General features: G+C 51.2%; 11 protein-coding genes. 7 read left to right on the forward strand and 4 right to left on the reverse strand.

Going from position 1 to position 12,727, the window contains the following annotated elements; genetic code table 11:
• Position 1: 1 nt before the first annotated feature.
• Positions 2-592 carry an RNA polymerase sigma factor RpoE gene (gene rpoE, locus G006_RS0105555; RefSeq protein WP_020482182.1) on the reverse strand — a complete coding sequence of 197 codons (591 nt, stop codon included), beginning with the start codon at positions 590-592 and terminating at the stop codon, positions 2-4.
• A gap of 127 nt (positions 593-719) precedes the next feature.
• Between rpoE and nadB the strand changes: the two genes are divergently transcribed.
• The 4 genes from nadB (at position 720) to G006_RS0105575 (ending at position 6,152) form a co-directional block, all read left to right on the forward strand.
• On the forward strand, positions 720-2,375 hold the full coding sequence (nadB, locus tag G006_RS0105560) for an L-aspartate oxidase (RefSeq protein ID WP_020482183.1): 1,656 nt from the start codon (positions 720-722) through the stop codon (positions 2,373-2,375).
• 258 nt (positions 2,376-2,633) lie between these two features.
• A complete protein-coding gene (locus G006_RS0105565) occupies positions 2,634-4,355 on the forward strand; it encodes a lysophospholipid acyltransferase family protein (protein WP_020482184.1) in 1,722 nt (573 codons plus the stop codon).
• Positions 4,356-4,369: 14 nt separating this feature from the next.
• Positions 4,370-5,386: a M14 family zinc carboxypeptidase gene (locus G006_RS0105570; protein ID WP_020482185.1), complete on the forward strand. Its 1,017-nt coding sequence runs from the start codon at positions 4,370-4,372 to the stop codon at positions 5,384-5,386.
• Complete coding sequence (locus G006_RS0105575) at positions 5,379-6,152, forward strand: alpha/beta fold hydrolase (protein WP_020482186.1); 774 nt, start codon at positions 5,379-5,381, stop codon at positions 6,150-6,152. Before G006_RS0105570 ends, G006_RS0105575 begins: the two co-directional genes overlap by 8 nt.
• A gap of 9 nt (positions 6,153-6,161) precedes the next feature.
• Here G006_RS0105575 and G006_RS0105580 read toward each other — a convergent pair whose 3' ends face one another.
• Positions 6,162-6,479, reverse strand: a complete 318-nt coding sequence (locus G006_RS0105580; protein WP_020482187.1) for an H-NS histone family protein — start codon at positions 6,477-6,479, stop codon at positions 6,162-6,164.
• Between the two features lie 62 nt (positions 6,480-6,541).
• Positions 6,542-7,237, reverse strand: coding sequence for a DUF2914 domain-containing protein (locus G006_RS0105585; RefSeq protein ID WP_020482188.1), 696 nt, complete (start codon positions 7,235-7,237; stop codon positions 6,542-6,544).
• A 139-nt stretch (positions 7,238-7,376) separates the two neighbouring features.
• Here G006_RS0105585 and G006_RS0105590 point away from each other — a divergent pair, with 139 nt between their 5' ends.
• The 3 genes from G006_RS0105590 to G006_RS0105600 are packed head-to-tail and all read left to right on the forward strand — an operon-like array spanning position 7,377 to position 12,092.
• The gene (locus G006_RS0105590; protein WP_020482189.1) at positions 7,377-10,220 is read left to right on the forward strand and encodes a 2-oxoglutarate dehydrogenase E1 component; all 2,844 of its coding nucleotides are present in this window, start codon (positions 7,377-7,379) and stop codon (positions 10,218-10,220) included.
• Entirely contained in the window at positions 10,210-11,394 is a 1,185-nt protein-coding gene (gene odhB, locus G006_RS0105595) for a 2-oxoglutarate dehydrogenase complex dihydrolipoyllysine-residue succinyltransferase (RefSeq protein WP_020482190.1), read from the forward strand. The genes G006_RS0105590 and odhB overlap by 11 nt, the downstream gene beginning before the upstream one ends.
• Before the next feature lie 59 nt (positions 11,395-11,453).
• Positions 11,454-12,092 carry an MBL fold metallo-hydrolase gene (locus tag G006_RS0105600; RefSeq protein ID WP_020482191.1) on the forward strand — a complete coding sequence of 213 codons (639 nt, stop codon included), beginning with the start codon at positions 11,454-11,456 and terminating at the stop codon, positions 12,090-12,092.
• 186 nt (positions 12,093-12,278) lie between these two features.
• Here the strand turns inward: G006_RS0105600 and G006_RS0105605 are convergent, their stop codons facing one another.
• Positions 12,279-12,725, reverse strand: a complete 447-nt coding sequence (locus G006_RS0105605) for an Rrf2 family transcriptional regulator (protein ID WP_020482192.1) — start codon at positions 12,723-12,725, stop codon at positions 12,279-12,281.
• Positions 12,726-12,727 lie beyond the last annotated feature (2 nt).

Raw genomic sequence — 12,727 nt, forward strand, 5'->3', positions numbered from 1 at the left:
TTTAGTCGAGCAATGGGTTTAATTTTTGGTCTATGGCTTCGCGAGCCCTAAAAATCCGCGAGCGTACCGTTCCGATGGGGCAATCCATTGCTTCCGCGATTTCTTCGTAACTCATCCCTTCAAACTCCCTGAGCGTAATTGCAATCCGCATCTCTTCTGGTAACCTCTCGATAGCCGATTTGATGACCGCCACGATTTGTTCGTTCATCAACAAATTTTCCGGCGTTTCTATATCTTTTAGTTGTGGCGCGTTTTCTACTTGTTCGGCATCTTGAACATCGATCTCGTAATCAAAATGACGGCGCGAACGCGACAACAAATAGTTTTTGGCGGTGTTAATCGCTATGCGATACAACCAAGTGTAAAAGGCGCTGTCACCGCGAAAATCTCCCAAGGCCCGGTAAGCCTTGATGAAGCTGTCCTGCGCCACATCCTGAGCTTCGCTCGGATCCTTGACGTACCGATTCACCAAGTGGACGATCTTGTGCTGGTATTTGATCACCAAAAGATCGAAGGCGGATTTATCGCCTTGCTGCACACGGCGTACCAGCTCTTGATCCAGATCTTCGGTATTCGTTTCTTGTTCGTTCACTGCGCTATTTTGATATTGAAGTGGACAGAATTAAACCTCATTAGTTCTGGCAACACAAAAAAAATTACCGCAAGATTAAAACCAGATATTATTCAAAAACGCTAAAACTATTCATCCGGCCGCAAAGTTGACCACACTGACAGCAAACCAACCCATCAATACCGCTGATTCCTATTATGACATCCTTATCGCCGGCAGCGGCGGCGCCGGCCTGAGTCTTGCGCTGCATCTTGCCGACACCTACAAGGTCGCGGTGCTCGCCAAATTCGCACTGACCGAATGCAGCACTTATTACGCCCAAGGCGGTATCTCCGCGGTATTCGACGAAGAATACGATTCCATCGAATCGCATATCGAAGACACCTTGATCGCCGGCGCCGGTCTATGCGACGCGGAGATCGTTAGACTCACCGTCGCTCAAGGCCGTCGAAGCATCGAATGGCTACGTCAACAAGGCGTGAACTTTACCGAAGAGCGTAACGCCGACGGCGCCAAACAATTGCATTTAAACCGCGAAGGCGGCCACTCGCACCGCCGCATCGTTCACACCGACGATGCCACCGGCAAAGCGGTCTCGCTATCGTTGATCGAACGCGCCCAGGCTCACCCCAACATTACCCTGCTGGAATATCACAACGTTGTCGAATTAATCACCGCCAACAAATTAGGCGCGAGCGAACAACGCATATGCGGCGCCTATGTGTTGGACAGCAAATCAGGCAGCATCAAATCGATAGCTGCGAAAGTGGTGGTATTGGCGACGGGCGGCGCCAACAAGGTTTATCTGTATTCAACTAATCCGCATATTTCCAGCGGAGACGGGATTGCGTTGGCCTGGCGGGCCGGCTGCCGGATCAGCAATATGGAATTCATGCAATTTCATCCCACCTGCCTGTATCACCCGACCGCGCGTTCGTTTTTAATCAGCGAAGCGGTGCGCGGCGAAGGTGCGCATTTGATCTTGCCCGACGGCGAGCGCTTCATGCGCCGTTACGACGAGCGTATGGAATTAGCGCCGCGCGATATCGTCGCCCGCGCCATCGATAGCGAAATCAAGAAACACGGCATCGAATGCGTCTATCTGGACATCAGCCACAAATCCCGGGAGTTCATCCAGAAGCACTTTCCCACTATTTATATGCAGTGTTTGGAACTGGACATCGACATCAGTCAGCAACCGATTCCCGTGGTACCGGCTGCGCATTACACTTGCGGCGGCGTATTAACCGATGCCAACGCCCGCACCGACATCCCCGGCCTTTACGCCATCGGCGAGGTCGCCTGTACCGGATTGCACGGCGCCAATCGCATGGCCAGCAACTCCTTGTTGGAATGCCTAGTATTCGCCGAACAAGCCAATCAGGACATTCGCCGCAGATTCGCGCAATTACCGGAACCGCTGCCGCTGCCGGATTGGGACGAATCCAAAGTCGGCGACTCTGACGAGGAAGTGGTAATCGCGCACAATTGGGACGAATTGCGCCGTTTCATGTGGGATTACGTCGGCATCGTTCGCACCAACAAACGCCTGGAACGGGCGATGAACCGCCTGGTGTTGCTAAAAGAAGAAATCGCCGAGTACTACGGCCAGTTCCGCATTACCAGCGACCTGCTGGAACTGCGCAATCTGGTCATCGTCGCCGAACTGATCATCCGCTGCGCGCAGCAGCGCAAGGAAAGCCGGGGCTTGCATTACACCAAGGATTATCCCGATTTGGACAACAGTCAGCCGCCGCAAAACACCGTATTGACGCCGGAGAAACCCGGCCGGAGAGCTCACTGATTATCGTCGTTGTTGTGTGAAAGCACGACTAAAAACGGGTTGGATAACCTCTTTCGGCCCGCCAACATCCGGCACCTAAACCGCAATTTTTGCTAAGAATAAACCACACCAACAGCCTGCTCTGCCGTTTGGGGCACGTCGTTTACGGCTTATCAACCATTGGCTGCCAGGCATTTTCATCAGCCTGCGGCTGACATATTTCTGACATATTTGCCCACTAGAATCGCCGCCATACTCCTTTTTCCAGGACACTGAGCGATGATCGATGCTGAACGCATTCTGCAAGAAACTTATCCCGACTTTAAATTTGGCAAAGACAATAAGCTGGTCGTACAAGCTTTAAAAAAACTGATCCACGAAGACGATTTCAACGACGTTATTCGCAAAAACCAACACCTGCGCGGCTTCGCCTTTCTCGACAAGCTACTGAATTACTTCAAATTCAATTATCAAGTCAGCAACGATTGCTATAACAATATTCCCTCGGAAGGCCGTCTGCTGATCGTTGCCAATCACCCAATTGGAACCCTGGACGGCTTGGCCTTGGTGAAATTGATTCGTTCTGTGCGGCCCGATGTGCGTATCGTTGCCAACCGAGTCTTGTCGCATATGGAGCCTTTGCAATCCATATTTCTGCCGGTCGATGTACTGTCCGATAAGAAAAAGCTAAAAGACGTTTATAAGGTGATGCTGGATGCACTGGAAAACGAAGAAGCCATCATTTTCTTCCCGGCCGGCGAGGTTTCGCGCATCACGCCCAAAGGCATCCGCGACGGCGCCTGGCAATCCGGCTTTATTAAACTGGCTCGCAGAGCACAGTGCCCTATCCTGCCGATCTTCATCAAAGCCAAGAACTCGGCCTTGTTCTACAGCGCCTCGACGCTATACAAACCGTTGGGCACGATGCTGTTAGTTAAGGAGATGTTCAACAAGAAGGGCCAGGAAATCAAATTCATGGTCGGCGCGCCGGTACCTTACCAAGTGATTGCCGATAGCGAGGAAAGCAATAAACAGCTCAGTCAGCGCTTTCGCAAGCACGTCCAAAACCTGGGCAAGAAAAACAAACCGGCGCTATTCGAGACCGTCGCCACCGTGGTGCATCCTTCCGATACCAAAGCGGTGAAGAAGGCCTTGTACCAATCGCGTCTGCTTGGCGAAACCCGCGACGGCAAAAAGATCTTTTTATACCAGTTTCAAGACGATTGTCCGGTGATGCGGGAAATCGCCCGCTTACGCGAACTGACATTCAGAACCGTCGAAGAAGGCACCGGCCTAGCATTGGATCTAGACAAATTCGACATTTACTACAGCCACATCGTGCTGTGGGACGATAACGATCTGGAAATCGTCGGTGCCTACCGGGTCGGAGACGGCCCTGCCATTATGGCCAGCCATGGTATAGACGGTTTTTATACGCAAACCCTGTTCGATTTACGCAACGAATTCGAAGCTTATCTACCTCACAGCATCGAGCTAGGTCGCAGCTTTGTGCAGCCGCGTTATTGGGGGCAACACAGCCTGGATTATCTTTGGTACGGTATAGGCGCCTATTTGCGCGAACGGCCGGACATCAAATATCTATTCGGCCCGGTCAGCATCAGCAATGCCTACCCGCAGGCCGCGAAAGAACTGATTATCGGTTTTTATCAACAGCAGTTCGCTTCCGACTTACAGAACACCAAGGCCAGAACGCCCTTCGTGATGTCCCAACAGTGCAAAGCGTTCGCGGCCACAGAATTCAGCGCCGACTACTCCACCAGTTTCAAAATATTGAATAGCGAACTAAAAAAACTGGGCGTCAAAGTCCCTACGCTTTATAAACAATACGTGGAATTATGTGTCGATAAAGGCTGCCATTTCGTCGCCTTCAATATCGACCCGGACTTCAATAATTGTATCGACGGCCTGATCATGGTGGAGGTCGATAAAATCGCGCCCAAGAAAAGACAACGCTACATCGAAAAATCGCTGGCCGGTTAGGGTTGCGCGAATTCATGGAAAATCGTTCATTCCCGGAGCTGGAACAGCTGGAAACTCTGATCGAGCAATTCGGCGACCGCGCCCGTTGCGAGATCGTCGAGCAAATCACCTATAAAGACAGGCAATTTCCCATTCATTGCCTCAGCCTGGGCTCAACCAGTCCGGATGTTCCGGTATTGGCTTTTTTCGGTGGCGTGCATGGCCTGGAGAAAATCGGCTCGGAAGTCATACTGGCGTACTTACAAACCATCCTGCAATTATTGGATTGGGACGAGGAATTTAACGCTCGTTTGCAACATTCGCGGCTGGTATTCGTACCCATTGTCAACCCGGTGGGCGTCTATCGAGGCACGCGCTGTAACGGTCACGGCGTAGATTTGATGCGTAATTCGCCCATCGAAAGTATCGGCAACACCCGGCTATACAGCGGCCAGCGTTTCAGCGCCAAACTACCTTGGTATCGCGGCGATGAATCGAAAATGGAAAAAGAAGCCCAGGCATTATGCCGAGTGGTACATAAACATCTGTTCAATGCACCGTTATCGATTGCTATCGATCTGCATTCGGGGTTTGGCATCCACGATAGATTATGGTTTCCCTATGCATCCTGTCAGACGCCGTTTCCGGGCATAGCAGAAGCTTATGGCTTAAAACAATTGTTTGATCGCTGCTACCCGCACCATTTCTATAAAATAGAGCCTATGAGCCAAGAATACGTTATCAGCGGGGACTTGTGGGATTATCTATATGACGATTTTATCGACCGGCATGGCAAACAGCGGGTGTTTCTCCCTTTAACCCTGGAGATGGGCTCCTGGCTGTGGCTGCGCAAGAGTCCGACGCATTTATTTCAACGTCATGGCTTGTTCCATCCCTTGCTGCCGCATCGTCAGCAACGCATTATGCGCAGGCATCTAACCCTCTTCGATTTCTTGTACCGCAGCTTGCTCTACCCGCAAAAATGGGCGGCGTTAAACAACCACCAACAAGAGCAGAATCGGCGACAAGCATTGGAACTCTGGTATGCCTGAGTCAGCCGGGCAACATTGGCTATTACTGCGTGGGTTATGCCGAGAGGCGGCGCATTGGGGAAATTTTCCGGATTTTTTGCAGCAGGCTTTTCCACAATCGACCGTCAGCACTATCGATTTGCCAGGCACCGGCCGATATTACCGAGAACCCAGCCCGGACAGCATCGAAACGATAACGGAACAAGTCCGCCGCCAGGCTTTAGCGGACGGCTTACTGGCAAAGCCTGTGACGCTACTCGCATTATCCCTAGGCGGTATGGTGGCCTGGGAATGGTTGCAAAACTATCCACAAGACATCGCCGCAGCCGCGCTGGTTAATACCAGCTTTGCCGGTTTAAGCCCGTTTTATCGGCGCATGCGTTGGCAGAGTTATCCGCAGTTTATTGAGTTATTACTGGAAAGGGATTTGTACAACAGGGAACTAGCGATACTTCAGCTGGTTAGTAACCGGCAAGACCTCTACGCGGAAACGGCCAAGGCCTGGACCGCCATACAGCAAGTTCGGCCTATCAGCCTTGCTAATGGTGTCAGACAGCTGAAAGCCGCGGCACGCTATCGGCCTAGCCAGAGAAAACCGGAAACACCATTGCTGCTATTGAATGGCCGGGGCGACCGTTTAGTCGCACCGGCTTGTTCCGACGCCATTCATAACAAATGGCAAATCGACATCTTCACGCACCCGTGGGCGGGCCATGATCTATGTTTGGACGATGGAGCCTGGGTAGCAAACCGCTTAAAAGACTGGATAAACCAGACTACGGTTTAAATCCGAAGATTATTTGATTTCAAACTCGGCTTTACTGCGACCGGAAGCCAGCAATTCCTGCATCCATTTCGGCGCCAATCCACGGCCAGACCAGGTTAAAGATGCATCGTCAGGACTACGGTACCTAGCCGCAACTTTACCGGTTTTTCTTTCGGATTTCTTCTCGCCGTCTTGAATATCGACAGTTACGCCAATAGAAGCCGCCAATTCCTTTATTTGCGCAATAACTTCCTTGCGTTTACTGGATTGTCTTTCTTTTAATGCTTTTTCGGCATTATCAATAACAGCCTGTAATTCGGCTTCGGATAGTTTATTAAAGTCAGTCATATTTTCCTCGTTAATCAAAAAACGCAAACAATTCTATCACCCGGCGTTTCTAAATAAAACTATTATTCAGAATTTACTGAAAAATTGACTTCCGAATATACCTTGCCTTTCTTATCCGTCAACTGTACTTGCCATTCGCCCTTATCTTTGGCAGACAGGGTTTTACTAGACCATACCTTGGTTATTTTATCTTTCATATCCAATTGTTTTTGATGCACGATTTGACCGTTACGCGACCATCGATGAAACAAAGATCTACCCTTCATGTTTTTTATCTCACTAAAATAAAAAACTTCCTGGGATTGGTTAGGAATAACTCTCAGCGGAGACTTAATCGGCTCACCGGGTTCATCATCCTTGGGCTCGGTATTTAAAGATGCTCTGATAACCTTTCGGTCCAATATAATCGCCGCCGGCTTTTTAACACTGTCGATTTTTTTAACACTTTCAGAGTGGGCTGATTCCTTAGGCACTATCGCCGGCACTGGCTTTTCTATTAGCGCCGGCTCTTGCCGTTCAACAATTTCAGCATCCGGGGTATTAAATTGTTGAACTTTTTCCGTGGTATCGATCTGAGTATCACTATCTTCGTCAGCGCCGCCAAACCATGAAAACAATACTATTACTATCAAAACTAAGGCCAGAACCGCAACCAGTATCCTGCGAATATGCCAAACCGTTACCGTTTGCGGCTCCGTGTTTATGCCTGAGTGTTTCTTATCATAATTAATTTTGATAACTACTTTATTATCAGCCATGTTTTTTCCCGATATTGAATCAACCAAATGAAACTGGAATCACTTGATGCACTAGCCCGTTACAACACATTGTCCTTGGTAATATAACATTTTAGTTCTAACATAATCGGTTCAACTTGCCGAAAACCTGGATGTTTGCATGAGTAGCCTGCTTAAACAATTCGAAGAGTCCTCCTCATTGTACGGAGGCAACGCCCACTTCATCGAGTACTTGTACGAACAGTACTTGAGCAACCCGGAATCCATCAGCCCAAGCTGGCGGCAACGCTTCGACCACATTCGCAGCGGTGCCACCGAAGACACACCGCATAGCGTGATTGTGGAGCGCTTCGAAAAACTGGCGATTGCGGAACCGGGCAGGCTGGCCAGAATGCAGGGGTTTACCGAGCAAAGCGTCAAGAAGCAATCAGCGGTAGCCCGCTTGATCAATCATTACCGGGTCAAAGGCCATCAGATAGCGTCCAACAATCCGCTTGGCCAATCGCAAAGCATCCCCGCCGACTTGGAACCTATATATTATGGTTTGACCGATGCGGATATGAGCACGCTGTTCGACACCGGCGGCTTGTGCGGCGTTGATCGCTTGCCCCTAAAAGCGATTATTCAAACGCTTAACGAGATTTACTGCGGCAGCATCGGCAGCGAATACATGCACATCGTCGATGACGAAAAGAAACGCTGGATCAAGGATAAACTGGAAGGCGCGAAACCGGATTTCAGCAGCCACCCGGAAAAGCGCCAATGGCTGTTAAAGTTGTTGATTGCCGCAGAAGGCCTGGAAAAATTCCTGCACCGCAAATATGTCGGCCAAAAACGCTTTTCGCTGGAAGGCGGCGAGTCTTTGATTCCAGTGCTGGACGAATTGATTCAACGCGCAGGCGAACACAAAGGTAAGGAAATCGTGATCGGCATGGCCCACCGTGGCCGTTTGAACGTACTTATTAATATATTGGGCAAAAGTCCGGCTGTACTGTTCGGCGAATTCGAAGGCACCCATACGTCCTCGCCCGGCGTACTAACCGGCGATGTCAAATACCATCAAGGCTTTTCGTCCAATATTGCCACACCGGGCGGCCCGATTCATTTGACGCTGGCCTTCAACCCCTCGCATTTGGAAATCATCAATCCGGTGGTGGAAGGCTCGGTAAAAGCCCGCCAAGATCGGCACGGCCCGGATGGTTTTGACGCGATCTTGCCGATATTGATTCACGGTGACGCCGCTTTTGCCGGCCAGGGCATTGTGATGGAAACCTTGAATATGTCGGAAACGCGCGCCTTCTCCACCGGCGGCACCGTGCATATTGTTATCAACAATCAAATTGGTTTTACGACCAGCAACCCGTTCGACGCGCGTTCCACACTGTATTGCACCGACGTAGCCAACATGATTCAAGCACCGGTATTTCACGTCAACGGCGACGATCCGGAGGCGGTGATTTTCATCACGCAATTGGCATTGGATTACCGGAACACGTTTCATAAAGATGTGGTTATCGACTTAATTTGCTACCGCCGCCATGGTCACAACGAGGCGGACGAACCCGCGGCTACCCAGCCGATGATGTACAAATCCATCCGTGACCATCAAACCCCTCCGCAAATCTATGCGCAAAAATTAATTGCGGAAGGCGTGGTCACGGAAGACATGGTGCAGAAAATGGAGCAGGATTACCAACAACTGCTCAACGAAGGCCAACCGGTATCGCGGCCGATTATCGAAAACAACGTTTATTCATACTCGGCGCGCTGGGTACCTTATCAAAACAAACATTGGGACACGCCGGCCGACACCTCAATAAGCTTGGAGCATCTCCAATTCTGCAACCAGCGTTTGCAAAGCTTGCCGGAAGGTTTTGAACTGCATCCCAGAGTCGCCAAAGTCATGGAAGACCGCAATAAAATGGCGGCCGGCGAAATTCCAATGGATTGGGGCTTTGCGGAAAATTTGGCTTATGCGACGCTACTATTGGAAAAATACCATATGCGCTTGACCGGCCAGGACATCGGCCGCGGCACGTTCTCGCATCGCCACGCCATTTTGCTGAACCAGGCCAACGGCGAAAACTACATCCCGCTCAAACACCTAAGTGAAGACCAGGGCCGCGCGCAAATCTTCAACTCGCTGCTCTCGGAAGCCGGCGTGTTGGGTTTTGAATACGGTTACAGCTCCACCGAACCGAATAAACTGGTGATCTGGGAAGCGCAATTCGGCGATTTTGCCAACGGTGCGCAAGTGGTAATCGACCAATTCATTTCCTCCGGCGAAACCAAATGGGGCAAGCTTAGCGGCTTGGTGATGTTGTTACCGCATGGTTTTGAAGGCCAAGGCCCGGAACATTCATCGGCCCGCCTGGAGCGTTATTTACAGCTATGTGCCGACCACAATATCCAAGTCTGCGTCCCCACCACACCGGCGCAAATTTTTCATTTGCTCCGTCGACAGATGCTGCGGCAATATCGCAAACCGCTTATCGTCATGAGTCCGAAAAGCCTGCTAAGACACAAGCTAGCGGTATCGACGCTGAGCGACTTGACCCATGGCGAATTTTTGAACGTGATAGGCGAACAGGACGATATCGATCCCTACCACGTCACGCGCATCGTATTGTGCGCCGGCAAGGTATATTTCGATTTGTTGGAAGCTCGCCGCCTGGATCAGGAGCAACTGCGCCATGTTGCGATTATTCGTATCGAGCAGCTCTACCCTTTTCCGAACGAGCAATTCAAACGCGAAATCGACAAATACCCCAATATCGAACATATTGTCTGGTGTCAGGAAGAACCGAAAAACCAGGGCGCCTGGTACCAAAGCAAGCACCATTTTTTCGATTTGCTAGACAAGAATATCCCGATCAGCTATGCCGGCCGGGTCGCGTCGGCATCACCGGCGGTCGGCAATTACAAAACCCATCTCAACGAACAACGCGCCGTGGTAAACGCCGCGCTCTATGGCAGCAACGAAGGAAATACACATGAGCTTTGAAATACTGGTCCCCAGCCTTCCCGAATCCGTATCCGATGCCACCCTAGTCGCATGGCACAAACAGGCCGGCGAATGGGTCAACGAAGGCGACAATCTGGCCGATCTCGAAACCGACAAGGTCATCTTGGAAGTACCGGCACCCAAATCCGGCACGCTGGTGGAACTGGTGGTACAAGACGGCGAAACCGTGGTCGGCGGTCAACTACTAGCCAAACTGGACGCCCAGCAAGCCAAACCGGCTCAGGTAACCGAAAAAACCGAAGAAGCCGTCCTTAGCCCTTCCGTTCGCAAATTGGTCGCCGAAAAAGACCTTGATCCGCAAGCCATCGCCGGCTCCGGAAAACACGGCCGGATTCTGAAAACCGATGTCTTGGATTTCTTGAACGAGCAAGCGAAAGAGACGCCACCTGCTCCGGCACCCGCGCCGGTAGCGGAAACCCACTCGCCGTTATCGGCCACAGCCGTCGCTAGCCTACGGCCAGAACAGCGGGTGCCGATGACCCGTTTGCGCGCCAAAGTCGCGGAACGATTACTGCAAGCCCAGCAAAACGCGGCGATGCTGACCACCTTTAACGAAGTCAACCTAAGCGCCGTCATCGATCTGCGTAATCACTACAAAGATCGTTTCGAAACCAAGCACAGCATCAAGCTGGGTTTCATGTCCTTCTTCGTCAAGGCATCCATTGAAGGCTTAAAACGCTTCCCGGCCATTAACGCATCCATCGACGGCAGCGATATTATCTACCACGGCTACTACGACATCGGTATCGCCGTCACCACGCCGCGCGGCTTAATCGTGCCGATTTTGCGCGACGCTGATCAGCTGGATTTTGCCGGCATCGAAAAAGGCATACACGACTTCGGAAATAAAGCCCGTAATGGCTCGATCAGTGTCGAAGACCTGAGCGGCGGTACCTTTACCATCACGAATGGCGGAATTTTCGGCTCCATGCTCTCTACACCCATCCTGAATCCGCCGCAATGCGCGATTTTAGGTATGCATGCGATCAAAGACCGGCCGGTGGTAGAAAACGGCGAGATCGTGATCCGGCCTATCATGTACCTGGCTTTGTCCTACGACCATCGCTTGGTGGACGGCAAGGAAGCGGTGCAGTTTTTGGGCATCATCAAGGAATGTCTGGAAGCGCCGGCGCATTTATTACTAAATATCTAACTTACTGATCCATCACTCCCGCGCAAGCGGGAGTCCAACTTCCAGCAATCATCGATTTCATGCGCTACACCATTATTCCCGTCACCGCCTATCAACAAAACTGCACCTTACTGGTCTGCGAACAAACCCATAAAGCCGCTCTGGTCGATCCGGGCGGCGACCTTGATGTATTGCTGAAGGAAGTCAAAAAACAAGGCGTGGCGTTGGAATCGATACTGGTCACCCACGGCCATCTCGATCATGTTGGCGGTGTTGCGGAGTTGGCCGAAAAACTCTCGTTGCCGATAATCGGCCCGCAAATTGAAGATAACTTCTGGATCGAGGCCTTGGCGCAGCAATGCCGGATGTTCGGTTTTCCGGAATCGAAAAGCTTTACTCCTCAACGTTGGTTGAACGACGGCGATACGGTAAAGGTGGGAGACGCAGAGTTACAAGTGATCCACTGCCCTGGTCATACGCCCGGCCATGTGGTGTTCTTCAGCGAGGCACAGCGCTTGGCGCTGGTTGGGGATGTGTTATTCAAAGGCTCGATCGGTCGCACCGATTTCCCCAAAGGCGACCATCAAACTTTGATCGACTCGATTGAATTAAAACTCTGGCCCTTGGGCGAAGATGTGAAATTCATCCCCGGCCATGGCCCGATGTCTACCTTTGGCGTGGAAATGCGCAGCAATCCGTTTGTTGGAGCCTACCGCTAATCGAACAAAACCAGCCCAAGGACAGGTTGAAACGGAGGAACTAGCATTCTGGGTAAATAGCTGCCAACGGATTTTATTGACAACGGTAGGATGGGTAGAGGCGATAGCCGAAACCCATCAAGTATCCTCAAACTGATGCGATGGGTTTCGGCTATCGCCTCTACCCATCCTACACATTGCGATGCCTCAACCCTGTTTTAGCGGTACGCCATCCAAGCCACCCGGCCGGGGCCCTGGCACCAAATCGCTCAGAACCGCCTTGTCCAAAGTCTGTAAAAACTGCTCTACAGCGCCGCCTAACAATCCTATAAGGCCGCAACCATTCTCCAAGGCGCAATGCCCCTGTTTCTTGGGATTAAAACATTCGGCCATCTGAAAGTGTCCCTCCACTTCCCGTACCACATTGCCGACACTGATCTCCCGCGCCGGCCGCGATAACCGAATACCGCCGCCCTTCCCCCGCACAGTTTGCACAAAGCCTTTTACGCCCAGTTTGTGTACCACCTTGACCAAGTGGTTTCTGGAAATGCCGAAATACTCGGCCAATTCAGTAATGGTCACCAATTTCTCGGTGTTAATTGTCAGATAAATCAATACGCGGAGCGCGTAATCGGTGTGTGCAGTCAATTGCATGT

It is taken from the genome of Methylomonas sp. MK1 (assembly GCF_000365425.1).
In the GTDB taxonomy this organism is placed as follows: Bacteria; Pseudomonadota; Gammaproteobacteria; order Methylococcales; family Methylomonadaceae; genus Methylomonas.